Origin of the sequence: Photobacterium minamisatsumaniensis, assembly GCF_050336695.1 — a bacterium.
GTDB lineage: Bacteria > Pseudomonadota > Gammaproteobacteria > Enterobacterales > Vibrionaceae > Photobacterium > Photobacterium minamisatsumaniensis.
On the sequence record NZ_JAKJSI010000011.1, the window covers coordinates 278444 to 303507 of the forward strand.

A 25064-nucleotide genomic window follows, 5' to 3' on the forward strand; every position below is an offset into this window, starting at 1 on the left:
AACAACAAAAGGTTAACACCATGGAAAAGCATGTTGTGGTTGTCGGCGGAGGAATGGTTGGGGTTTCGTGTGCGCTCTATCTATTAAAGAAGCAATTTAAAGTCACGCTTATTGAAAAAAATGAGATTGGCCGAGAAACGTCTTATGGTAATGCGGGTGTTATTTCCCGAGGGTCAATTCTACCCCTGAATAATGCAAGGCTAACATCGAGTTTGCCGCGATATATGAATAACCGCCACCCAGCGCTTAGGTATAATTATAAATATATTATTAACAATAAATCGTGGGTGTATAACTTTATATCTGAAGCAACAGAAGAGAGTACGCAGCGGCGTTCTGCTGCGCTGAATACATTAATTACCCCAGCGTTGGCTGAGCACAAAATGTTGATGGAAGAAGCGAATACTTCTTTTCGACTTCGTGATAATGGATGGTTGAAGTTGTTTCGTTCAGAGGCTTCTTATGATGGAAGTGCGTACGAACAAGGCATTTATCGCCAGCACAATGTGGGCTTTGAGGTTGTAGATTCGGCGCAGATACATGAACTTGAACCTAACTTACAGCACATATTTAAAAAGGGTCTTTGGATAACTGATACTGCGTCAGTGAATAACCCTGGTGAGGTTGTTGCTGCATATGCACGACTATTTACCGAAATGGGTGGGCTGATCGTTAAAGATGCGGTGCGTGGTATTGAACGTACGGCTGAGACGTTTTTGATTTTAGGTACTCGGCAAAACTATCAGGCAGATGATGTTGTATTGGCGACAGGGCCATGGGTAAATGATTTATTGAAGCCCTTCCAATATCGCGTGCCAATGGGATTTGAACGAGGCTATCATCAGCACTTTCATGCCGTTAACGATCTGCTGCTTAATCGCCCGTTTTATGATGTGGAAGGCAGTTATGTTATGTCGCCAACGGATATGGGGCTCCGGATCAGCACTGGCGTGGAACTTAACAATCAGCATGCTTCACCTAATCATAGCCAGTTAAATCAAGTGATACCTAAAGCGAGGGAAGCTTTTCAGCTGGGGGGTGAGTGCCATTCAAATGTCTGGTTGGGTAGCCGCCCTTCATTACCAGATGCCATGCCAATTATTGGTGCAGTGCCGGGCACGTCAGGCTTATGGTTAGCATGTGGCCATCAGCATATTGGTTTTAGTACAGGTCCGGTAACAGGTAAGTTAATTGCCGATATGGTGGCGGGGGAATCAACGAGTATTGATACTCAGGCATTCAAGGCTGAACGTTTTAAGCAGAGTGCATAGCAAGCATTAAGGGGGATTATATCCCCCTTATATTTTAACCGAAACCTATACCGAAACCTATACCGAAACCTATGTTGGTTCTACTAAGCGACGATACCCGCAACGCCTTTGACTAGCTCTGCTAGCTCATCCCAACGCTCTTCATCAATCAGATTGCCCGGTACCATCCATGTACCACCGCAAGCAAAGACTGATTTCACGCTTAGGTAGTCATTGACGTTGGCTGGGTTTACGCCACCGGTAGGCATGAAGCTAACAGGGTAAACGGCTGTCATCGCTTTAAGCATGTTAACACCACCAGAAGGCTCGGCTGGGAAGAATTTCAATGTGTCTAGGCCAAGTTCCATTGCTTGTTCAACCATGCTTGGGTTGTTTACACCAGGAATAATAGGCATCTCACGCTGCTGACAGTATTTCACTGTTGTTGGGTTAAAGCCTGGGCTCACAATGAAATCAACACCCGCTTCAATCGCTTCATCAACTTGCTTGGCGTTTAGTACCGTACCAGCGCCGATCAGCATGTCGGGGAAAGCGTTACGCATATTACGAATTGCTTGAGCTGCCGCTTCGGTGCGGAAGGTAACTTCTGCGCATGGTAAGCCGTTTTCTGATAGAACTTGAGCCAGTTTAACCGCTTTATCTGCATCATTAATCGCGATAACAGGGATAACTTTTAATTCACTCATGCGAGCATTTAGATTGGTCATGATCGTTCCTTAATTCGTTTATTATAAATTGGGCATCGCGCTGTGCGGGATGATTGCTCCCTGATATTGGATGACAGTACCCGCTAGCTTATGGGCATTTAGCGCTGATTGCTGCATGTCTCCACCTGTTAAGCGTTTAGCTAAGTAGCCAGCGCTAAAAGAGTCACCGGCCGCGGTGGTATCAACAACATTATTGACCCGTGTTGCAGCAACAGAAGTACAGCCACTGTTCGTAACAACTAAGCAATCATCAGCGCCACGCTTGATGATAATTTCACTGACACCACATTGCTGGCTGCGAGCAATACAGTCATCGATACTGTGTTCTCCGTAAAGCATGAGTTCATCATCGAATGTCAGCAATGCCGTATCAGTCAGAGTTAATATGCGTTGGTAGTGCTTGGCGGCAACTTCAGCATTAGGCCATAAGCGAGGTCGGTAATTATTGTCGAAAACGATTTGGCTACCTTTTTGCTTACAGGCTTCAAGTACTTGGTAGAGCTTTTCACGGGCTTCATCAGGCAAAATCGCTAAACTGATCCCACTAAGATAAATCATCTCGAAATGAGAAAGTTGTCCGATAAGAGATTCACTCTCGATACCATTAAGCCAAAAACGGGCGGCAGAATCATTACGCCAGTAATGGAAAGTACGCTCGCCCGTTGTATCCGTTTCAATCAGATACAAGCCGGGCTTTTTATCTTCGAGCTGAAAAACGAGGTCGGTATTGATCTGCTCTTGCTGCCAAGCTGTCAGCATGTCGCGACTAAAACTATCGGTGCCTAAACCTGTAACATAGCTTATTTCAATACCGTGCTGGTGGGTTAACCTGGAAAGGTACAGAGCTGTATTGAGGGTATCACCACCAAATGTTTGTTTGATGTTCCCGTCCTTGCGCTGTAATTCGACCATGCATTCGCCAAGAACGGCAATACGTTTTAAAGCCATAAAATACCCTCATCAATGTCTATGAGGGTATTCTTATCAATACGAACGATTAAGTCAATAAAAATGAAATCACGTTTCGTTTATTTAGGGTAATTATGAAACCCTAGTTGTTCCGATACATTTTTACTTGCATTCTGTAGCAGTTCGACGTAATAGGATTTACGCTTTTCATCGAAACGGATAGTGGGTAATGAAATAGACAAACCAGCGATAACGTTACCGAACCGATCGAAGATAGGGGCTGCAATACAGCGTAGGCCTGGTTCTTGCTCTTCGTTATCTTCCGCATATGCTTGCCGTTTAACTGCTTTAAGTTCGCTAAGCAATTGCTCGATATTCTCCAAGGTTTTATCGGTATGCTTGATAAACTCAACACCTTTTAGCGCTTCACGTGTAAATGAATCATCGCGGTATGCCAGTAGTACTTTACCAATGGCTGTACTGTAGAGTGGGTTACGGCGACCAATGCGTGACTGCATGCGTAGGTTGTAGCCAGAATCTATTTTATGAATGTAGATAATGGCATTTTCGTCGAGTGAGCCAAGGTGAAGGGCTTCATTGGTTTGCTGAGAGATTTGTTGCATCTCTTTATCACAAAGATCTATTAAATCAACATGCTCTAATGAGGCAGCCCCTAGCTCAAAGAGCTTTAGAGTCAGTGCATACTTATCAGTTTCACCTTCTTGAGAAACGTAGCCAAGCATCTTCATGGTTTGAAGAAAGCGGTATACCGTGCTTTTAGACATCATTAAGCGTTGAGATAGTTCCGTGACACCTATTTCTTTTTGTTCGCCAAGTGCCAGTAAGATCCCAAAGACCTTCATAACCGATGAGACGGCTTCTGGTTGCTTAGATGACTCCATCACATTATTCCTTTCTTAAAATACGTTGTTATCCGCATTATACGTTCTTAATTAAATAGCATCTATTTTTATGAAAACGTTTTTCAAAAAAAATGAATCGGTGTGAGTGACGAAGAGATGTGATAGTGGTCAAAAGCAATAATCGCAAAAACGAAACGATATTTCAAAAAACTTGATATGGTTTTTCTTGATTGATATAGTGCAATCACATTAACGGGATACATTACATATATTCGTTCAGGGCGAGTTAGCCAGGAACAGCACTGAGGAAACGATATGATTCTTAATTCATTCAATCTTGAAGGCAAAGTTGCCATTGTTACAGGATGCGATACAGGTCTAGGTCAAGGTATGGCTTTAGGTTTGGCACAAGCGGGTTGTGATATTGTTGGTGTTAATATTGTAGAGCCAACAGAAACCATTGAACTGATTAAAGAAACAGGTCGTCAGTTTTTAGATATCCGTGCGAACTTAATGAAAACGGATGATATTGCAGGTATTGTTGATCAAGCGGTGAGCAAATTTGGCAAGATTGATATTCTGGTGAACAACGCGGGTATTATTCGCCGTAATGATGCGATTGATTTCTCAGAGCAAGACTGGGATGACGTGATGAACATTAACATCAAGTCAGTATTCTTTATGTCTCAAGCTGTCGCGAAGCAATTTATGTCTCAAGGCCATGGCGGTAAGATTATCAATATTGCTTCGATGCTCTCTTACCAAGGTGGTATTCGCGTCCCGTCTTACACGGCTTCAAAAAGTGGCGTGATGGGGGTAACTCGTCTAATGGCTAACGAGTGGGCTAAACATGGCATTAACGTGAATGCGATTGCTCCCGGTTATATGGCGACTAATAATACAGCTCAGCTACGTGCAGATGAAAAGCGCAACGCTGAGATTCTAGAACGTATTCCTGCTGATCGTTGGGGTGAGCCTGCAGACCTTGCTGGACCATGTGTATTCCTCGCTTCTGATGCTGGATCATACGTTAATGGTTATACTATTGCTGTTGATGGCGGTTGGTTAGCGCGTTAATCACAATTTCGAAATAGAATAATTGGCGGCCGCATTATTAATATAGTGCGGCCGTTTTCTAATGGCCGTTGCAATATAGTAGGAAAGGTGATGATAACGGAATTATCGTTAGCTCAAGGTCTTGGCTTTGTGAGTTTCGCGCTGGGGGTATCGGCGTTTTATCAAAAAGATGATCGTAAGCTTAAGCTGATGATGGTGCTGTTAAATCTTAACCATACGGTACATTTTTTCTTGCTTGGGGCGATCACTTCAGCCATGAGTGCTTTGTTATCAGCATTTCGCACCGGGCTATCAATAAAGTATCAGTCAAGAGCTTTGGCGTATATTTTCATTGGCTTTAACCTCGCGGCTGGTTTCTGGCTGGCACAAAGCTGGATTGATTTATTGCCTATTATGGGCGCTTGTATCGGCTCTTATGCGTTGTTCTGTCTAAATGGAATAAAGATGCGCCTTGCCTTTGTTGTTGGGGCGGTATGTTGGTTGGTCAATAATTTTATTATTGGGTCGATTGGTGGGGTGATGCTAGAGCTCACATTATTGTCCGTTAACCTCTCCACAATCTATCGCTTATATCGCGGCCGTAATATTACGGAGCAGGTTGGTTAGGTGAGCGGCGCAGGAGCAATTACTCCTGCGCATTTAAAATTAACCGACTAGACTTCTCATTTGTTTTAGCATGGTTTCAGCTGTTTCGTAGTGGTCACCTTCCCATAACTGTGGGTTCAGGAATTCACCAGAATAGAAGCCGTCATAACCTGTCGCTTGAATCGCACTTACCCACTCATGCAGCGGAATATCCCCTTCACCAAGCAGACAGCCGCGAAGCAGTGTTTCGTCAACCCATGGTTGGCCAACGTCAGGACGTTTACCGTCTGATAGGTGAACATTGTAAATCAGCTCTTTATCGATTTTACTCATCGCTTCAGGTGTTGCACCTCGGCATGCCCAGAAGTGCCAAGTATCCAGTACGAAACCAAAATTATCGCGTCCGACAGCATCATGTAGACGATAATAATCATCAAGGCTCGCAATTGGTGTCCAAGCAGCACCTTCATATTGAAAGCGTACACCCCACTCACGGCCAATATCGGCAATAGAGCGAATATTATCGGCGGTTAGGCGGATATTATCTTCAACTGATAGTGCATTGAGAGATTCAAACGCATTTAGCTGAATAGTATCGCAGCCGATTTCGTTAGCGAATTTACACAGTGTCTCTGCTTCTTTAAAGACTCTTTGTTGTGCTTCTTTATCCGCAGCTTCAACTGAGCCGATGATATCAATGGCGGTAGGTTTAAGGCCTGCGGCAGTAAGGCGAGCTTTGAAGGCTTCACTTGTCAGTCCTGCATTGATATAACGCCATAACTTTTCAGTATGAATTTCAAGACCTTGATAGCCTGTTTCTTTCGCTAATCGAATATCACTGACAATGTTATTGTGCAGAGAAATCATTCCGTGCAGGGCAAATTTCATGGAGTCTCCTTTCCAGAGTCAAATCGTTATGGTTTTAATAGTGTTTGCATACAACAAGCATATTACCGTCATGAAATTTATTTTTCGTTATCTGGATCTATTTATGACTAGTTTGGAAAATATTTTTCAACTGATTGAAAGTAATGAGTCACGCGGAAGTGAAAAAGTCTGAACCTGACGTAATAAGTATAAAAAAACCGCCAAAGTTAGGCGGTTTATACGTGTTTACTAGGAGTCGAACTGGCTTAGCTTTCTAAGGTAGCCAGAACAAATGCTTTAATTTCTTCATCCTGACAGTTGTCGAAGAAACATTGCTGGAAACGCTCGCCGCTTATGGCTGTTTTCACTAACTCTGAGTCAATTGCTTTTAGCGTATCAAGGTAATTTTCTTTAACAACAGCGGCTTTTACATCGTTAAGCAGACCAGCGTTACGCTGCTGAGGCTCTGCACGTTCAAGAGGATAACCTTGGCCTCGTTCACCTGTAGTGAATGCTTTTTCGAAGATGTAGCGAACATTAAGTTCTGCACCCCAGCCATAACCTTTCGCAAAGGCGAGTGATAGTGCGTTACCGTTATTTATTTGGTTGAATAAGAATGCATCAGAAGGATCAAGGCAATAACCACAAACAACACCAGGATGGATGTTTAGAGACAGCATTGCACCTTGACCTGTACCACAACCGGTAACGACGAAATCAACAGCTTTAGCGTTGATAAGAATGCTTGCCATGATACCAAGGTGAATATAAGTCAAGTGATGGTCATTTTCATCATTCATACCCACATTGAAAACTAAATCATTCTGCGTTGACGCTACTGAGTTTAACTGACTAAGAACAGCGGCGTTTTTGCCAGCTTGGCTGTTTTCCATCATTAGTGCAATTTTCATAACAATCTCTCTCTGTTGTTGATGTGCTAATTATATACAACGCGAGAAAAATGAAAAGGCTTTTCAAAAAAACAAAAATAAAATATCAAAATAAAATTCGGTATTAATGTATGAGAAAAGTTAAGCTTTTAGCTGAATATTTATAAATTAACTTATTTTTATGGCGATCTAAACTGAGGTCGGGTACTGGGCTAGAGGCAGAGAGTAAATATAAAGCCCCCATAGTAAAAACAATGAGGGCTTTAACCTTATTACCAAGTATATTTGATCCCAACACGGTAGCGGTTTTGACGTTCATCGCTAGTGCTATTCACTTTCACATTACCGAATTCAACGAATGGACGCCATAAGTCACCATTAGCGGCTTTGTAAGCGTAAAGCAGGCGGAAGTTGTGTAGGTAATCTGTTTTACCATCGTCAAACAGGTTTTGACCGTTGCTTTCCATTTCGCGCCAAATATTGAACTCGTACTGGAAATCCCAGTTACCGGTGTTGTAACCGAGCCAAGTATCAAATTGTTGGATTTTCGAGTGATAGCTTTCGCCGTTAACACCTGTTTGGCCATAATCCCATAGCTTCCACTTATATCGACCTTGAACTCGGAAGCCATTGTCGAAGGCGTAGTTCAAACGCGCATAAGGGACGTAAACAATACCTGCTGATGTGAAGTCAAGCGATGAACCTAGTAAGTAAACGGTGTTATCGTTCAGTTTGTCGTAGTAGAAAGCGGAAAATTCCGAGCCGCCCATCGTCATAGAGTCGAAAGCGCCATCTTCGTTTGAGTAACGCGCATCAAGCTCAAAGCCAATATTTTTGCCGGTATCGAGAAATACCTTGAAACGGTCGCCGTGACTCTTAGATTCATCAGAGTATTGATGACGGTATTCAACCGTTGTTTTGTAGTCGTTGGCGACAGCGTGAGAAGCCGTTGCTAAAAGCATCGAAGCAGCAACGAATTTAATTGTTGTTTTCATAATTACCTTTCTAACTGTAATAGGATTGTGTAAATAATTAGGTGTAAGCATTTGCGCTACTGGCTGGCACTTCTGTTGGTCGCCATGGGTCACCAGTATGTTCAAGCCATGGAAGTAGCTCTTCCTCGACTAATTTTTTAATTAGACTTTCGTTTTGCTCTGCAATGTTTTGCATTTGGTATGGATCGCTGACGTTGTCATGGAGAACGAAAGTGAGCGGTTTACCAATTTTTCTGTCAATCATCAGGGTGTAGCGATCAGTACGTACACCACGTCGCCCGTAAGACTGGCCGCCATAAGGCATAAAGGTATAAATTTGCGAGGTCGGTTTTTTATCGCCTTCAATGCCTGACACGGTATTGGCATAGTTGAAGCCCTCAACCGTGTCTGGAATTTGATCGGATATGCCCATTAAGCCAAAGATGGTTGGGTAGATATCCGGTGCAGAGAACAGCAAATCGTCAGTATTTGGTGATAACGTGCCAGGCCAGCGGAAGATCATTGGAATGCGCATAGACTCTTCATAATGAACATTCTTGGTTGGATTACCATTTGAACCCATGCAGCAGCCGTGATCGGAGAAAAAGACCACTAATGTATCTTCTTCAAGGTTAAGGCGTTCTAGCTCATCGATGATTCGACCAAACTGTTCGTCAACGCCGTTTACCATAGCCATATACTCTTTGAAGTATTTCGGGCCATAACCATCAAGGTATTCTTTGTCCCAATTTACGTTCGGGCGAGTATTAAGGCTTTCGGATGTTTCGTCTTCATAACGATCTAGGTATTTTTGCGGTACCTGATCATAAGGTGAGTGCGGAGGATTCATTGATACGACAAGTGTGAACGGCTTATCGTTGTCTCTGTAATTACCCCCTTCATTGCGCAGGTACTTTATGGCTATATCGGCTTCGTGCTCTGGGCTCCACTGGTCGATCACCAGCGGTTTGTCCCGTGGTGTATCGTTGGTCCAATAGATAGGCTTCATATGTAGATCATAGGTGCCATAGGCGTACCAAAAATCAAATCCATGACGGCGATCTGGCGCCGTCCAATCATTCCAATAACGGCCTTCCATTGGGTTGTTATAGCTAGGTACGAAGGGAGCTTCAGGCGTATCAAGGTGCCATTTCCCGATATAGCCCATGTTGTAGCCATTGCGCTTCAGAATATCTGACCATGTAACGGTGCTTTTTTTCAGTTCAATACCAAAGTCTTTACCGCCAAAGTTCCCCGGCATCGCGGTATGGCTATTACCTTGAATACCGTTACGGTAAGGGTATTGCCCAGTCATTAACATGCCGCGAAATGGCGTACATAAAGGAAAGTTTGAGACCGCTTGGCGTAGGAACACACCTTGTTTAGCAAAACGGTTAATGTTTGGCGTATCAGATCGGTCTTGGTTCATAAAGCCTAAAGACTGGGTACGCATTTCATCAGGGAATACGATCAATAGGTTGGGTTTCTTCTTTTGCGGACCTTCAGATTCTGCTGTTGCCAAAGAAGATTGAACCGAGCTACAACCGGTGGTGGCTGCTGTAGCGGCAACAGCACTGGTTGCCGCCATTCCTTTCAATAGATTTCGTCGTGTTATGGACATGTAAAGCTCCTGAGGTTTCGATATTCCGTGCTAACTAAATGAAAGTACTCGTGCGTCATTTAGTTATGCTTTCCATTTGTTTGCTTTTGTTGTTCTGCGAATTGCTGGGGATCGTAAGTTATCGAAAGTGTATTGGCTGTGTAATTGATCACAAAAAGTAAATCGAAAGAAAAAAAGGTTTGTTACGAAAGTAATAAAAGACTTAAAAAAAGAAAAGAAAGGTGATTAGTGCTGGGCTATTACGGTTTTTGGTTTGGCTTTCGGCTTTTCGAAGGTTATTATAGGACTCAATGCGTAAGGTTACGCAAGATAAATGCAATAATACGAAAGAGTGTGAAAGAGATCAAAAGTTTTAAACTTCCGTATTGTTGCTTTCGTTTTTAGGTGTAAGCTGTATTCGAAATCAAGCGAAAGAGATTTTGCTGGTTTCGTAAGGAGACGAGTAAAGTGAAAAGTGCAGTCGAAAGGCGCATGGAAATCGTAAATGTGGTTAACCGAGATGGTAAAGCCCGTGTCGAGGACCTTGCTGCACAGTTTGATGTCTCAAGTGTCACTATTCGTAGCGACCTGAGTTTTTTGGAAAAAAATGGTTATGTCGTACGTTCGCATGGCGCGGCCATTCCAAATACAGGGGTAATTGCAGAGCTTACGGTTCAAGAGAAACGCCGCCAAAATGCAGGCATAAAATCTTTAATCGGTCAGGCAGCAGCAAAGCTAATAGAAAGTGGTGACACCGTTATTCTAGATTCGGGTACTACTACGCGAGAAATCGCCTCTAGCCTTAAGTCGCTGGAAGATGTAGTGGTAATGACCAATGGTCTGGATGTTGCAATGGAGTTAGCATCGGCACCTGGTATAGAGGTATTGATGTCTGGTGGTGTGCTTCGTAAGAACGCATTGTCTTTTTCTGGCTCGCAAGCCGAGGGTAGCTTGAAGAATTACCGTTTTGACAAGGTTTTTCTTGGGGTTGATGGCTTTGATTTGCGAGCAGGTATCACAACACATAACGAGCAGGAAGCTAGTCTAAACCGCTTAATGTGTGAAATTTCTGAACAAGTAATTGCAGTTGCGGATTCAACTAAGTTTGGTAAACGTAGCTGTCATATGATTCGTGAGTTTGGAAATATTGATATCTTAGTAACGGATTCTGATCTTCCTGAAGACTACTTACAAGGTCTTCGTGAAATGAAGGTTGACGTTATTATCGTCGAGAAAGATTACTAACTACTGACTCCATAGCAGCATATCAGATGTTGATTGTGGAGTTAGTACATGAACACCCTTCTTAACCTCGTTCAACGCCATAAAGCGGGCGAACAAATTGGAATTTATTCTGTTTGTTCGGCGCACCCTTTGGTGATTGAAGCTGCACTGATGCAAGCGTTGAACGATGATTCTTTATTATTAATCGAAGCTACCTCCAATCAGGTCGATCAATTTGGCGGTTACACAGGCATGACGCCTGTTGATTTCCGTAACTTCGTTCTCAATAAGGCCGAGCGTCTTCAATTTCCAACCGAAAAGCTTATTTTAGGTGGCGACCACCTTGGTCCCAACCGCTGGCAAAACTTGCCTGCTGAAGAAGCATTGGTAAAAGCTGATGACTTAATTGCTGCTTATGTTGCCGCTGGGTTTAAGAAAATTCACCTTGATTGCAGCATGTCTTGTAAAGGTGAGCCGGTACCACTTACGGATGAAGTGGTTGCCGAGCGTGCTGCCCGATTAGCTGTCATTGCGGAGAAAACGGCAGTAGAGACTTTTGGTTATAGCGATATTACTTACGTTATTGGCACTGAAGTACCGGTACCGGGTGGTGCAGCCGAAGAGCTTGATGAGTTAGAAGTGACCTCGCCAGAAGCCGCGCGAAAAACCATTAATTGTCACCGCGAAGCATTCGAAACCGCAGGTGTGATCAACTGCTGGGAGCGGGTTATTGGTTTGGTTGTTCAACCTGGTGTTGAGTTTGACCACACTGGTGTTATTGATTACCGCCCAGAAAAATCCCAAGCGCTTAGCCGTGTTGTTGATGATTATCAACATCTTATCTTTGAAGCGCATTCAACCGATTACCAAACAGATAAAGCCTATCACGCCTTGGTACAAGATCATTTTGCCATCTTGAAAGTTGGCCCAGCGCTAACGTTTGCTATGCGCGAAGCCTTGTTTAACTTGTGTGATATTGAAGAGCAAATTACCGCAAAAGCACATTGTTCGAACTTACGTGAAATGATTGAGAAACAAATGTGTGAAGCCCCTGAATATTGGAACAAATATTATCAGGGCGATGAGTCACAACAGCGCTTTGCTCGCTGCTACAGCTTCAGTGATCGCATTCGCTATTACTGGCCTGATCAACAAATTAATCAAGCCCAAGAAAAACTCTTCGGCAACCTTTCTCGCTCGAGTATGCCACTGCCATTGCTTAGTCAGTATTTGCCTGAACAGTTTCATGCTGTTCGTGAAGGCAACATTGAATCGGCACCCAAAGCGTTGGTGTTAGACAAAATTCGTCAGGTACTTCGCAGCTACGCGAAGGCTTGCAAAACAAATAAAGGTTAAGAGGAAAAGTATGAATCATTATCTGGGCTACTCAGAGCAAGATCTAGAAAGCTTAAAAGGCTTTTGGACTGCTAAAGAAATTGAACAGCAACCAAGCTGCTGGCGTAAGACTGACGCAATTCTGAAAGAGTGCGCAACAACAATCAGTGAATTTATGAATGTGGTGTTGGCACAACCAGAACTGCGGATCATTATGACAGGTGCTGGTACATCAGCGTTCGCAGGTCGTGCACTCGCACCGTTGTTGTCAGAAAAACTAGAACGCCGTGTAGAAGCAATTGCGACGACAGATATTGTTTCGAATCCAGCTCAGTATTTTGCTGAAGATATTCCAACATTGTTGGTGTCGTTTGCACGTTCGGGCAACAGCCCTGAAAGCGTGGCTGCGGTTGAGTTAGGCAATCAGTTTCTAACAAATTGTTACCACTTAGTACTGACATGTAATGCCGATGGCCAGCTGTATAAAAATAGCTTGAATGATGCAAAGGCACTTTCAGTATTGATGCCAGAAGAGACCAATGATCAATCATTTGCGATGACCTCAAGTTTTTCTTCAATGATGCTGTCAGCACTTTCGATTTTGGATGGTAATAACGATTACACGAAAGCAATTGAAAACATATGCCGCTGTTCTGAGGCGTTGGTCAAGGAATTTAATGCAAAAATCTGCGATATTGCATCCCATGATATTGATAGGGTTATTTACCTAGGTAGTGGTGGTTTACAAGGGCTTGCACAGGAATCAGCATTGAAGTTACTAGAACTTACCGCAGGCAAGGTCGTGGCTGCATTTGATTCGCCATTAGGCTTCCGCCACGGTCCAAAATCGATTGTTGATCCTAAAACAATGATCGTCGTTTACATTTCTAATGACCCGCATACCCGTAAATATGATCTTGACCTGCTCGATGAGCTTCGTCGTGATAATAATGCCGGTAAGGTCATTGCAATAACGGCGCAACTTGATGAATGTGTTACAGAAGGTCACTACTGCCATGTACCTATGATGGACACGGCTACTGACGCAGAACTGTTATTTCCATACATTCTTTTCGCTCAAATTTATTCTTTCCACCGTGCACTAGCACTGGGCAATACGCCTGATAACCCATGTCCAACCGGTGAGGTAAACCGCGTTGTGCAAGGGGTAAGTATCTATTATTCATATGATTATTTAAATAATAAGAAATAAAGGTAGAAAATTATGACTGCACCCAACATTGTCTGGACCCGTATCGACGAGCGTTTACTTCACGGCCAAATCCGTATTACGTGGGGAAAACACACAGAAGCAAACCTTATTCTTGTTGCTAACGACGAAGCAGCAGAAGGGCCTAATGCGGCATTTATGCAAGCAGGCATGAAAGCGTCTGCTGGTGGTGAATATGCTGTTCGCTTCTTCTCTATTCAGAAGACGATAGATGTGATCCATAAAGCTTCACCGAAACAACAGATCTTCATCTTGTGTAATAACCCAACAGACGTTGCTCGCCTTGTAGAAGGGGGAGTTCCTCTACCACATTGTAATGTCGGTAACATGCATTTCCATGAAGGTAAGCGTCAAATCGCTAAAACGGTATCTGTCGATGATAAAGACATCGACGCTTTCAAACGCATTGTTGCAAAAGGTGTGACGTGTACGGTGCAGAATACGCCAGATCAAAGTCCTGTTGATGTGCTTAAACTTGCGCTTACTGAAGCATAAGCGCAGACAATAATTCATAACTAAAGGAATAATTTATGTTTTTTGAAGCAATGCTTGTCGCGGTATGGGCGTTCTTCTGTGGTATCGATAAATACGATGTCGCATTGAACATCCACCGCCCTTTGATCACCGGCCCTGTTGTAGGCCTGATCATGGGTGATATGCAAATTGGCCTAATTGCCGGAGCAACACTAGAACTTGCTTGGTTAGGCCTAGTGCCTAACGCTGGTGCTCAGCCGCCAGATGTAACCCTAGGTACGATTGCAGCCGTTTCCTTTGCGGTAATGACGGGTCAGTCAGCAGAAGTGGCAATGGGTGTAGGTATGCCAATTGCCGTACTTATGCAGATGCTTACGATTGGTTTCTTCGCCGTAACATCATTCACTATGGGTAAACTTGACCGTTTTGCAGAGCGAGGTGACTCAAACGGTATAGATAGGCTACTGCTCATTACCATAACATTACGCGGACTTCTTTTCGCATCAGTTGCTTATGTTACCGTTTACTTCGGTGAGCATGCGGCAACATGGATTGATGAGAATGCGCCAACAGTACTGCTAGAAGGTCTAGGCATTGGTGCCCGTATGGTACCTGCGATTGGTTTCGCAATGCTGCTTAAAATTATGTGGTCAAAAGAAGTGGCGGGTGTGTTCTTCATTGGTTTCGTGATGACAACGTACTTACATTTGCCAATTATGGCAGTTGCAGTCTTGGGTGCTTCAGCAGCCGCACTGTACTTCTTCTTTAGCGGTAACGGTAATTCAAATAATCAACAAGCAGAGGAATTTGAAGATGGCATCTGATATCACAGCAGGCACGCTAAACGAGACAAACACGAAAGTTCATGAAAACTTGGTTGATGATATCGACGCTTATGAAGATACCACGCCGCGTAAAGTCTCGAAAAGAGATCTATGGATTTGTTCGATACGCGGGCTATTCATGGAAGGTAACTTTAACTTTGAACGTATGCAGGCTGGTGGTTTTGCTTATTCCATTATCCCAGCATTGAAAAAAATTCACGGTGATAACAAACGTGACTTTGCAAAGTCGTTAAAAAACCACCTTCAGTTCTTTAATGCAAGCCCGAAACTGTTCACTTTCCTTCTTGGCACTGCAATTGCGATGGAAGAGAACAAAGAAAAACCTTCGACGGTAAACGTGATGAAGGTTGCAGGTATGGGACCAACGGGTGGTATCGGTGATGCTATCGACCACATGACTTTAATGCCGTTGACGTTGGCACTTGGTGCGTCTATTGCACTAGAGGGTTCGATTGCAGGCCCGTTCGTGTTCTTCTTGCTGTATCAAACCGCTCACTTTTTAGCGTACTTTGGCCTGATGTTTATGGGTTATAGAGCGGGTACCGCTGCCATGGTGAACATGGGGGATACAACTGAGAAATTGGCAAAAGCAGCCAATATCATGGGTATCTTTGTTATTGGGGCATTGTCGGCCACCTTTATACGGGTTCAGACCGCGGCATCCCTCGAGTTAGGGGGGGCAACGGTTAATTTACAAACCGACTTGTTCGATAAGATTATGCCCAACCTGTTACCACTGTGCTTAGTGTTCTTTATGTTCAAGATGGTGAAGGGCACTGGCTTCTGGGCTAAACCTCCGGTGTTGATTTTTGCGACCTTGGCTGGTGGTGTTGTCGGACACGCCTTAGGCATTCTGTAATAAACACGTTTTAAGCAATCAAATAATTAAGCAATAAATACAAGGGGGCGCGTGCTGCCCCCTTATGTAAGGATTTTCAAATGATTGGTATTGTAGTTTCAGGTCACATCAACTTCGCATCAGGTATGGGCTCGGCAGTAAAAGCCATTGCAGGTGAGCAAGATCAGCTCGAATTTATTGATTTTGTTGAATCAATGTCGACTGACGAGCTAGAAACTGAACTTCGTCAAGCAGCAAAGCGTGTTGATGGTGGAGAAGGCGTGTTGTTCCTGGCTGATATTCCTGGTGGTTCTCCTTGTAACCGCGCCTTAGCCATCATGATGGACACTGACAATGTTGAGTTAATTGCAGGTGCTAACCTTCCAATGATTGCTAACGCAGCGTTCGAACGTGATGGTGCAGAACTAAAAGAATTAGTTGAAACGCTGCTTGATATTGGCGGTTCATGCATGCAAGACATGCGTAAAGAGTTAGAAGCCGTGATGGCACCAGAGCCAGAACTAGAATGTGAAGACGGACTATAAATATGCGTTACGCCTTACTCGCAGATCGTGTTTTTACCCCAGAAGGCATCAAGACAGATACTGTTGTCGTGGTGGCGAATGGCAAGATTGAAGCTGTGACGTCAACGGCGCCTACTGACTGTGAAGTTATTCATTTAGATGGCCAGTCTATCATGCCTGGCTTTGTTGATATCCATATCCATGGTCGCCAAGGGGCAGATGTCATGGATGCAACAGACGAAGCATTGCAAAGCATCGCTGATGCTCTACCAAAGACCGGCGTTGTAGGCTGGGTTGGTACAACAGTTACCGCTCCGTGGAATGACATATTAAACGCATTAAAGCGTGTTCGTACCTTTATTGAAAATGAACAGGCTCAAGGTGCAATGTTATTAGGGAGCTTTTTAGAAGGCCCTTATTTTACCGAACCACATCGAGGCTCTCATCCTCCCGCTTTTTTGAAGTCGCCAACGACTCAAGAGTTAGAGCAATTGAAAGAAGCTGCAGCGAGTACTTTAATTCGTGCTGCTGTTGCACCAGAAGCGGATGGTGCAATGGAAGCTATCAGCTGGCTAACAGAACACGGAATTAAAACGTCGGTGGCCCATACGGATGCCACGTTTGATCAAGTGACAGAAGCTCATCAGCGTGGAGCTGACTGCGGAGTACATTTATTCAATGGCATGCGCGGGCTTCATCATCGTGAGCCGGGTTGCTGTGGTGCGGTTTTATACCACGACATGCTTGCTGAACTGATTGCTGATGGCATTCATGTTAATCCTGTGATGATGCAACTTGCTTATCGCATGAAAGGGTATCAAGGCATTGCACTTATTACAGACTGTATGCGTGCTGGTGGCCTCAGTGATGGTGAGTACCAACTTGGTGCACAAACTATCACCGTAACTAATGGTGAGGCGCGTAGTCCATGCGGTTCATTGGCTGGAAGTACATGCAGCTTAGATCAAGCATTGCGAAACATGATTTTTGAAAGCCAAGTCCCAGAATGGGACGCGGTACAAATGGCATCGTCAGTACCTGCAAAATATTTAGGTGTTGAACATCGGCTTGGCAGTATTGCTAAGGGGATGGATGCAAGCCTGACAATAATGAACAACGAATTACAAGTTCAAGGCACTTTAATTAATGGCGAGTGGGCTTATAAAGCAGTGTAAATATCACTGAGCCGTATTCTTTACCACTCGCCCAAATAATTGTTACGAGGTTAAAAATGGAAATTCGCCAACCTATTCATAGTGAACATGCTAAGCAGCTAGATACTGCTGGCTTACGTGAGCAATTCTTAATTGAGAATATGTTCCAAGAAGGTCAGATTAACCTTACTTATAGTCACATTGACCGAATTATTGTCGGTGGGGCGGTACCAACAACAGAGGCGCTGACGCTTGAAGGTGGTAAAGAGCTCGGGGTCGACTTCTTTCTTGAACGTCGGGAAATGGGCGCCATTAACATTGGTGAAGCGGGCCTCGTAACGGTTGATGGCAAAGTATTTGAAATCGGCCACCGCGAAGCTATCTATGTGGGTAAGGGGGCGAAAGAAGTGCTGTTTACCAGCGTATCTGAAGAGAAGCCCGCGCGCTTTTATGTCAATAGCGCCCCCGCTCATATGGTATACCCAACACGTAAAATTACCCGTGAAGAAGCATCTCCTGAGACTTTAGGTAATCAAGAAAATTGCAACGTTCGCACCATCAATAAATATCTTCACCCAGCAGTATTGCCTACCTGTCAGTTGACGATGGGGTTAACTGAACTTGCGCCGGGAAGTTTGTGGAACACCATGCCGTGCCATACCCATGAGCGTCGTATGGAAGTGTATCTGTATTTCAATATGAAAGAAGACAATATCGTTTTCCATTATATGGGTGAACCTCAGGAAACTCGTCACATCGTGATGCGCAACGAACAAGCGGTGATCAGTCCGAGTTGGTCGATTCATTCTGGTGTCGGTACTGCGGCATATACCTTTATTTGGAGCATGGTAGGTGAGAATCAAACCTTCCATGATATGGACCACATCGCCATGAGCGATCTGAAATAACCCCACCTCTTATTAATTAATGATACGGCAAAGAGATTAGGCTCTATTTTTTACGAGCCTGCCGTATCGTCATGAATGATTATCAGGAATTAAAATGAATAAATTCGATTTAACTAATAAAGTTGCCATTGTTACTGGTTGTAATACTGGCCTTGGGCAAGGTATGGCTTTAGGTTTGGCAAAAGCCGGGGCAGATATAGTGGGTATTGGCCATGTTGAGGCCGATGACACTCAAAAACAAGTTGAAGCACTGGGTCGTAAATTCCATTACATTACCGCAAATTTAATGGAGCAAGACAACCTTGAAGTACTGGTCGCTGAAGCGACTGAAGTGATGGGGCAGGTTGATATTCTGGTAAATAATGCCGGGATTATTCGTCGTGAAGATGTTTTAGAATTCTCAAAAGAAAATTGGGACGACGTTATTAATATTAACCAGAAAACATTATTCTTTTTATCTCAGGCTGTTGCTAAGCAATTTGTTAAACAAGGTAATGGCGGAAAAATCATTAATATTGCTTCAATGCTGTCTTTCCAAGGTGGTATCCGTGTTCCTTCTTATACGGCAAGTAAATCTGCGGTTATGGGTTTAACACGCGCATTGGCTACCGAGTTGGCTGAACATAACATCAATGTAAATGCGATTGCCCCTGGCTATATGGCAACGGATAACACCGAGGCACTGCGTGCGGATGAAGTGCGTAATGCCGCAATCCTTGAGCGTATTCCAGCTAACCGTTGGGGCTTGCCTGCAGATCTTGAAGGCCCTGCCGTATTCCTCGCGTCTTCTGCAAGTGATTATGTTAATGGTTATACCATCGCGGTCGATGGCGGTTGGCTTGCACGTTAAGGAGATAAGGTGATGGCATTAGGAACCAAGCAACAAGCCCTTGATGTAATGAAACGTGTATATCGCTATCAGGCAGCAAACCAAACACGCAGTGTGGTACGTCGTAGTGGTAAGACCCGATTTATTAAAGATACCGACTGGGAACGTGGTATATTTTGGACTTGCGCCGCCGCAGCATGGAAAGCAACAGAAGACAAAGAATACCTTGATGGGGTGATGAACTACACCTTACATACAGGTTTTAGAACGGGCGCATTTCCCCGTTTTGCTGATGACCATGTGTGCGCCCAAGCTTATCTGGATGTTTACCCAGAAATTAATATCCCTGAAGCGCTGGAATCGACCATTATGGCGTTCGATATTATGCTTGATGAGCCTAAACCAGGCCATCGCGACTGGTGGTGGGTGGACTCATTGTTCATGGCGCCTCCTGCTTTTGCTGCGCTGTCGAAAGTGACTGGTGAGCGTAAGTATGTCGATTACATGCATACGGCGTTCTGGGATGCGATTGAACACCTTTACGATCCTGAAACAAACTTGTTTTATCGTGACTACCGTTACATGCCTACAGAAGTGGGTCAGAAATACCGTGATGAATTCGGTGATGGTGGATCAGAGTTTCGCGAAGCCAACGGCGAGAAGGTGTTTTGGTCGCGCGGAATAGGCTGGATGTTGGCGGCTGTACCAAGATTGATGGCACGCTTCCCGGATGACTTTGATCAGCAACAGCCATACCTTGAGTTATTCAACAACTTGGCAGCAGAAGTGATCAAGTACCAGCAAAGTGATGGCTTCTGGCGCACAAGCTTGCTTGATCCTGAAAACTTCCCGGCACCGGAAAGTAGTGCAACATCGCTGTTCTGTTATGGCTTGGCATGGGGTATCAATACCGGTCATCTTGAGCGTGAAATCTATTTACCCGTCGTCGAACAAGCATGGCAAGCACTACAGGGCTGCATTCATGAAAACGGCATGATTGGTTGGGTTCAGCTTCCAGCATTTAATCCAAGAGATGTGAAGTTTGAACACAATATCGATTATGGTGCGGGTGCCTTTATGTTGGCTGCCACAGAAATTGCCAAACTAGCCGACTAAACTAAGGCTATAGAGCTGAAGAACCGATCAAGACAATGCCCAGCCTTGCTGGGTATTTTTTTATCATAAGGAGAGTGGGATGTATAAATTAGTTGTATCAGATTTAGACGGAACATTACTGACGCCCGACCATGTTATTGGCCGTTATACCAAAAGCATTCTTGAACAGTGGGTTGCTAAAGGCTACCACTTTGTCTTTGCGTCTGGACGACATCACTTAGATGTGTTCGGGATCCGTGAATATCTAGGGCTTCCAGCCTACATCATTAGTGCCAATGGTGCCCGAGTGCATGATACTGATGGCAAGCTCGTACTAGGCCATGATGTTCAATGCGATGTCATTGAAGAAGTGCTGGCAAGGGTTGGGCATGATGAGGCACTCAATATTCACCTGTTTAGTGATGAAGGTTGGCTATCGAGTAAAAGAAATGACGACATTGAAAAATATCACCGTATAAGTGGGTTTGGTTACTCCTTGCTACATCAATCAAATATGCCGTCTGAAAATATCGCCAAGTTATCGATGAGTCATCACGAACACCAGTATCTGGTTCAGTATGAACAACAGCTTTCTGTCATGCTGTCGGGACGAGCAAATGTGATGTTCTCCAGCCCTTATTGTTTAGAAGTGACTGCACTGAAAGCAACCAAAGGCAGTGCATTGGAAGTTGTTGCTGCTCATCTTGGGGTGGCAAGGGAGCATACCCTCGCATTTGGTGATGCAATGAATGATAAAGAGATGCTGGAGTATGCAGGTAAGGGGCTGATTATGGCAACAGCGCAGGATCGGCTGAAACAATGTTTGCACCGTCATGAGGTAATTGGCAGTTGTGCTGATGAAGCGGTCGCAAATTATATCTCGGCTTATTTATAACGCACACTCAGGCTTCATTGTTACAGTATGGTAATAGTCATTTGTGTTTTTAGCGGATTATCATTATTTCATCGATCAATATAATGGCACCCATCGAAACGGAACAGTTCGTTTCCACAGAATTTGATTTTGATGAAAGGATAAAAGAATGACTGCTCAGACAATTAAATCTCGTGCTGCTGTTGCTTGGGGCCCAGGCCAAAAACTATCAATGGAAGAAGTGGATGTGATGCCACCGCAAAAAGGTGAAGTCCGCATCCGCATGATTGCAACCGGTGTTTGTCACACAGACGCATTTACTCTATCAGGTGACGATCCTGAAGGGATCTTCCCATGTATCTTGGGTCACGAAGGTGGCGGTATCGTTGAGTCTATCGGCGAAGGAGTGACAAGTGTTCAGGTTGGCGACCACGTAATCCCTCTTTATACACCAGAGTGTGGTGAGTGTAAGTTCTGTAAGTCGGGCAAAACGAACCTGTGTCAGAAAATTCGCGAAACGCAAGGTAAAGGCTTGATGCCAGACGGCACAACCCGTTTCTCTATTAACGGTGAGCCAATTTTCCACTACATGGGTACATCGACGTTCTCTGAGTATACGGTATTACCAGAAATCTCATTGGCGAAAGTAAACCCAGATGCACCACTTGAAGAAGTGTGTCTACTAGGTTGCGGTGTCACGACGGGTATGGGTGCGGTAATGAATACAGCCAAAGTGGAAGAGGGTGATACTGTTGCTGTCTTCGGTCTTGGTGGTATTGGTCTGTCTGCCATTATCGGCGCGCAGATGGCGAAAGCACCACGCATCATTGCGATCGACATTAACGAGAGCAAGTTCGAACTAGCGCGTAAGTTAGGCGCAACAGATTGCGTGAACCCGAAAGACTTCGATAAGCCAATCCAAGATGTGATTGTTGAAATGACTGACGGCGGCGTTGACTACTCGTTTGAATGTATCGGTAATGTACATGTTATGCGTTCGGCCCTAGAGTGCTGCCATAAAGGTTGGGGTGAGTCTGTTGTTATCGGCGTTGCTGGTGCTGGCCAAGAGATTTCAACTCGTCCGTTCCAGTTAGTGACTGGCCGTGTATGGCGTGGTTCTGCATTCGGTGGCGTTAAAGGCCGCTCTGAACTACCTGAGTACGTAGAGCGTTACATGCAAGGTGAGTTTAAGCTAGACGACTTCATTACTCACACCATGGCACTGGAAGACGTTAACGAAGCGTTTGATCTGATGCACAAAGGCGAAAGTATTCGTACCGTACTTCATTTCGATAAGTAATTATTACTTAGACAGACGACGGTTTACCTTGTGATGTTTAAATAATTAGCCCCCTCCTTCGGAGTGGGCTTTTTTATTAACCAGCTTTCATATTGCCTTCATTTTGTCTTTCGTTGGTGATGTTCTTGGCGGAAAATGGCTTTGTTTTCTTTCATATTGTTGCATTGTGATCTTCATTGTTTTTCATTTGTATTCTTTTGCTAACGTTAATGCCTAATTATTGTGCAATAACGGAGGTAATAATGAAAAAGCTCCCCCTAATCCTTTCCATATCAGCAGCCTTAGCGACTGTCTCATTTTCATCTTGGGCGATAACACCTGTAGAGCCAAACAGCTTAATCAAGACAGAATTGAGTAGTGTAGATCAGCAGGAATTTCATCAGTTAAGAGTGCGTTGGGCAGAAAATTACCTTGGCGATCCCGAAATCCCTTTCGACGATAGATTGAAAAGCATGGTTGTTAGCACTAACAATAATGCCGAGAAGCAATGGCTATCAATGAATACTGAGGGTGATCGCCACAGTTTATGGGACGATCTTTGGCTAAATGAAGATACTGAAGAGGGGCGAGCTGTTTTAGGGCAAAACATTCGGGCTTCTTACCAGCGAATATTTACCATGGCCAAAGCTTACCGCTTAAGAGATGGGCAATATCAAAATATCCCAGAACTGCTAGCGGCAATTATTGACGGCATGGACTTCATAAATACGCATTATTACAAGGTCGGTGCGAAGGAATGGGGTAACTGGTGGAATTGGGAGTTGGGTACACCGCGTGATGTTCACAATATTCTTAGTTTGATTTATGACGATGTTCCACAACCTCTGGTATCTAACCATCTAGCAGCGACAGAGTATTTTACGCCAGAGGCAACACATTTGGGCGCGGGCCCTGGTGCCGCGTGGTCGAGTAATCCGAATTATCGGGAATCAACTGGCGGTAATCGAACCGATAATACGCAGGTTGTCTTACTTCGTGGGATACTTGGTAACAACACTGTAGAAATAGAAGAATCCATTGCCGCCTTACCACCGGTACTTGAATATGTCACCATCAGTGATGGCTTCTATCAAGATGGCTCATTTGTTCAACATTACGATATTGCTTACAACGGTACGTACGGCAATGTTCTTCTCAATGGGCTAGGGCTACAGATTAATCTGGTTGCAGGATCTCCTTGGGAAGCGACAGATCCTACACTACAAGAAATATACCCGATTATTTACAAGAGCTTTGAACCATTCCTTTATAAAGGGACAATGCTTGAGTTTGTAAATGGCCGTGCGATCTCCAGACCTAAAGAGCAAGGTCATGATGTGGGACACCAAGTAATGCGTTCGATATTGCATTATATCGATGGCGCGACACCTGAAGATCAATCTCGCCTCGAATCGATGCTTAAGACCTTGATAAATGATGATACTTTCCAAGATTTCTTTTCATCAACCAGTAATGTAGTGAACTACCAAAAGTCAGTGGTATTAGTGAATGACGAAACCATTCCTGAGCGAGGTGAGTTAGTAGGGCATTACAGCTATCCGACCATGGATCGAGCCATACACCGCAGAGACGGATGGCTATTTAGCGTTGCAATGCACTCCAGCCGTTTAGGTAATTTTGAATGCATGAATGAAGAAAACCGCAAAGGTTGGTATACCGGCGACGGCATGTCGTATCTCTATAACGGTCAACTCGATCACTATACTGATTTTTGGCCTGCAATAGACAGTTACAAGCTGGAAGGAACGACTGTCGATAATCAGCTAATGCAGGAATGCGAAGGTCAGCGAAATGATATCAGAGGGGGCCGAAAATCTGAGATGGATTGGGTTGCTACCCTGAAGTTGGACGATTTCGGTATCGCAGGTATGGATTTCTATAACTGGGATGAAACACTGACTGCGAAGAAGTCGTGGTTTATGTTAGATAACGAAGTTGTCATGCTGGGTTCAGATATTCAATCGAGCATTGGCGCAGAATTAGCGACGGTTGTGGCGAATCGCAAGGTTGCTGGTGAAGGGCAAACGACGAGCATCTATGTTAATGGAAAAAGCTGGGACAATAGTCAGGGTACCGTAGAAGACGTATCTAGCGTAAGTGTCCGTAACTCGGCGCTGAATAATAGCGATGTGAGCTATGTTTTCTTAGCACCAACGGATATCGAGTTAAAGCGTGAGCAGCGTATTGGCGATTGGTCTGAAATTGGCACTCGTGAGGGGGAAGTCGAAGCCTCGTTCATTTCTGCGGAACAAAAACATGATGCGCAGCAAAACAGTTACGCTTATGCCTTATTGCCAAATGCTGACAGCAAAACGGTTAAGCGATTTACTAAAAATCCTAAGCTAGACATCTTACGTAATGATGACCAAGCGCATGCAATTTTTGATAAGTCATTAAAGCTGCTCGCAGCTAATGTATGGACAGAGCAAAAGGTGGAGATCAATAAGTCGCTAACTACATATAGTCCAATGGCGATTATGATCCAAAAAGATAAAGGCGGTAAACAGCAAATCGCTGTCACTGATCCGTTGCAAACTCAAACATCTGTGCGTTTTAAGTTAGATAAAAAAGTGAAACTGATTTCTGATCCGCAGGGACGTGTCCAGCAACGATCAGCTAAAGAGTTGGTGGTTGATGTGTCTGATCTAAAAGGTATGAGTTATCAGTTTACGGTGAAGTAAAGTGTGCTG

The 25064-nt window shown here is 44.2% G+C and carries 24 protein-coding genes; 17 read left to right on the forward strand and 7 right to left on the reverse strand.

Features of this window, described 5'->3' with window-relative positions; all coding sequences use genetic code 11:
• Window positions 1-20: 20 nt before the first annotated feature.
• Window positions 21-1271 carry an NAD(P)/FAD-dependent oxidoreductase gene (locus L4D78_RS03500; RefSeq protein WP_428465668.1) on the forward strand — a complete coding sequence of 417 codons (1251 nt, stop codon included), beginning with the start codon at window positions 21-23 and terminating at the stop codon, window positions 1269-1271.
• A gap of 83 nt (window positions 1272-1354) precedes the next feature.
• Here L4D78_RS03500 and L4D78_RS03505 read toward each other — a convergent pair whose 3' ends face one another.
• From L4D78_RS03505 to kdgR, 3 genes are all read right to left on the reverse strand, one after another.
• Window positions 1355-1978 (reverse strand): bifunctional 4-hydroxy-2-oxoglutarate aldolase/2-dehydro-3-deoxy-phosphogluconate aldolase, encoded by a 624-nt coding sequence (locus tag L4D78_RS03505; protein ID WP_428465669.1) that lies wholly within the window; start codon window positions 1976-1978, stop codon window positions 1355-1357.
• A 21-nt stretch (window positions 1979-1999) separates the two neighbouring features.
• On the reverse strand, window positions 2000-2926 hold the full coding sequence (gene kdgK / locus L4D78_RS03510; RefSeq protein WP_428465670.1) for a 2-dehydro-3-deoxygluconokinase: 927 nt from the start codon (window positions 2924-2926) through the stop codon (window positions 2000-2002).
• An 80-nt stretch (window positions 2927-3006) separates the two neighbouring features.
• The gene (gene kdgR / locus L4D78_RS03515; protein ID WP_428465671.1) at window positions 3007-3789 is read right to left on the reverse strand and encodes a DNA-binding transcriptional regulator KdgR; all 783 of its coding nucleotides are present in this window, start codon (window positions 3787-3789) and stop codon (window positions 3007-3009) included.
• A gap of 276 nt (window positions 3790-4065) precedes the next feature.
• On the opposite strand from kdgR, the gene kduD (L4D78_RS03520) reads away from it, so the two are divergent.
• Together kduD (L4D78_RS03520) and L4D78_RS03525 are read left to right on the forward strand one after the other, a co-directional pair.
• On the forward strand, window positions 4066-4827 hold the full coding sequence (gene kduD / locus L4D78_RS03520) for a 2-dehydro-3-deoxy-D-gluconate 5-dehydrogenase KduD (RefSeq protein ID WP_428465672.1): 762 nt from the start codon (window positions 4066-4068) through the stop codon (window positions 4825-4827).
• Window positions 4828-4917: 90 nt separating this feature from the next.
• On the forward strand, window positions 4918-5433 hold the full coding sequence (locus L4D78_RS03525; protein ID WP_428465673.1) for a YgjV family protein: 516 nt from the start codon (window positions 4918-4920) through the stop codon (window positions 5431-5433).
• Between the two features lie 39 nt (window positions 5434-5472).
• Here the strand turns inward: L4D78_RS03525 and L4D78_RS03530 are convergent, their stop codons facing one another.
• The 4 genes from L4D78_RS03530 to L4D78_RS03545 all read right to left on the reverse strand — a co-directional run bounded on the left by L4D78_RS03530 (window position 5473) and on the right by L4D78_RS03545 (window position 9764).
• Complete coding sequence (locus L4D78_RS03530) at window positions 5473-6300, reverse strand: sugar phosphate isomerase/epimerase family protein (protein ID WP_428465674.1); 828 nt, start codon at window positions 6298-6300, stop codon at window positions 5473-5475.
• Window positions 6301-6545: 245 nt separating this feature from the next.
• The gene (locus L4D78_RS03535) at window positions 6546-7190 is read right to left on the reverse strand and encodes an RpiB/LacA/LacB family sugar-phosphate isomerase (protein WP_428465675.1); all 645 of its coding nucleotides are present in this window, start codon (window positions 7188-7190) and stop codon (window positions 6546-6548) included.
• A gap of 251 nt (window positions 7191-7441) precedes the next feature.
• Window positions 7442-8164: an oligogalacturonate-specific porin KdgM family protein gene (locus L4D78_RS03540; protein ID WP_428465676.1), complete on the reverse strand. Its 723-nt coding sequence runs from the start codon at window positions 8162-8164 to the stop codon at window positions 7442-7444.
• A 37-nt stretch (window positions 8165-8201) separates the two neighbouring features.
• On the reverse strand, window positions 8202-9764 hold the full coding sequence (locus tag L4D78_RS03545; protein WP_428465677.1) for a sulfatase family protein: 1563 nt from the start codon (window positions 9762-9764) through the stop codon (window positions 8202-8204).
• Window positions 9765-10211: 447 nt separating this feature from the next.
• On the opposite strand from L4D78_RS03545, the gene agaR reads away from it, so the two are divergent.
• The 14 genes from agaR (at window position 10212) to L4D78_RS03615 (ending at window position 25055) form a co-directional block, all read left to right on the forward strand.
• On the forward strand, window positions 10212-10988 hold the full coding sequence (gene agaR / locus L4D78_RS03550; RefSeq protein WP_428459603.1) for a transcriptional repressor AgaR: 777 nt from the start codon (window positions 10212-10214) through the stop codon (window positions 10986-10988).
• Between the two features lie 48 nt (window positions 10989-11036).
• Window positions 11037-12323, forward strand: a complete 1287-nt coding sequence (gene kbaZ, locus L4D78_RS03555) for a tagatose-bisphosphate aldolase subunit KbaZ (RefSeq protein WP_428465678.1) — start codon at window positions 11037-11039, stop codon at window positions 12321-12323.
• A 10-nt stretch (window positions 12324-12333) separates the two neighbouring features.
• On the forward strand, window positions 12334-13515 hold the full coding sequence (locus L4D78_RS03560; protein WP_428465679.1) for an SIS domain-containing protein: 1182 nt from the start codon (window positions 12334-12336) through the stop codon (window positions 13513-13515).
• A gap of 12 nt (window positions 13516-13527) precedes the next feature.
• Entirely contained in the window at window positions 13528-14028 is a 501-nt protein-coding gene (gene agaV / locus L4D78_RS03565) for a PTS N-acetylgalactosamine transporter subunit IIB (RefSeq protein ID WP_428465680.1), read from the forward strand.
• Between the two features lie 35 nt (window positions 14029-14063).
• On the forward strand, window positions 14064-14831 hold the full coding sequence (gene agaW / locus L4D78_RS03570) for a PTS N-acetylgalactosamine transporter subunit IIC (protein WP_428465681.1): 768 nt from the start codon (window positions 14064-14066) through the stop codon (window positions 14829-14831).
• Window positions 14821-15711: a PTS system mannose/fructose/sorbose family transporter subunit IID gene (locus L4D78_RS03575; protein ID WP_428465682.1), complete on the forward strand. Its 891-nt coding sequence runs from the start codon at window positions 14821-14823 to the stop codon at window positions 15709-15711. The genes agaW and L4D78_RS03575 overlap by 11 nt, the downstream gene beginning before the upstream one ends.
• Before the next feature lie 80 nt (window positions 15712-15791).
• On the forward strand, window positions 15792-16235 hold the full coding sequence (agaF, locus tag L4D78_RS03580) for a PTS galactosamine/N-acetylgalactosamine transporter subunit IIA (protein WP_428465683.1): 444 nt from the start codon (window positions 15792-15794) through the stop codon (window positions 16233-16235).
• Between the two features lie 2 nt (window positions 16236-16237).
• Window positions 16238-17389 (forward strand): N-acetylglucosamine-6-phosphate deacetylase, encoded by a 1152-nt coding sequence (gene nagA, locus L4D78_RS03585; protein WP_428459596.1) that lies wholly within the window; start codon window positions 16238-16240, stop codon window positions 17387-17389.
• A 56-nt stretch (window positions 17390-17445) separates the two neighbouring features.
• Window positions 17446-18276, forward strand: a complete 831-nt coding sequence (gene kduI, locus L4D78_RS03590) for a 5-dehydro-4-deoxy-D-glucuronate isomerase (protein WP_428465684.1) — start codon at window positions 17446-17448, stop codon at window positions 18274-18276.
• A 94-nt stretch (window positions 18277-18370) separates the two neighbouring features.
• Window positions 18371-19126: a 2-dehydro-3-deoxy-D-gluconate 5-dehydrogenase KduD gene (kduD, locus tag L4D78_RS03595; RefSeq protein ID WP_428465685.1), complete on the forward strand. Its 756-nt coding sequence runs from the start codon at window positions 18371-18373 to the stop codon at window positions 19124-19126.
• Between the two features lie 12 nt (window positions 19127-19138).
• Window positions 19139-20221: a glycoside hydrolase family 88/105 protein gene (locus tag L4D78_RS03600; RefSeq protein ID WP_428465686.1), complete on the forward strand. Its 1083-nt coding sequence runs from the start codon at window positions 19139-19141 to the stop codon at window positions 20219-20221.
• 79 nt (window positions 20222-20300) lie between these two features.
• Complete coding sequence (locus L4D78_RS03605) at window positions 20301-21095, forward strand: Cof-type HAD-IIB family hydrolase (RefSeq protein ID WP_428465687.1); 795 nt, start codon at window positions 20301-20303, stop codon at window positions 21093-21095.
• Window positions 21096-21243: 148 nt separating this feature from the next.
• Entirely contained in the window at window positions 21244-22374 is a 1131-nt protein-coding gene (locus L4D78_RS03610; RefSeq protein WP_428465688.1) for an S-(hydroxymethyl)glutathione dehydrogenase/class III alcohol dehydrogenase, read from the forward strand.
• Between the two features lie 242 nt (window positions 22375-22616).
• Window positions 22617-25055, forward strand: coding sequence for a polysaccharide lyase 8 family protein (locus tag L4D78_RS03615; RefSeq protein ID WP_428465689.1), 2439 nt, complete (start codon window positions 22617-22619; stop codon window positions 25053-25055).
• Window positions 25056-25064: the final 9 nt, after the last annotated feature.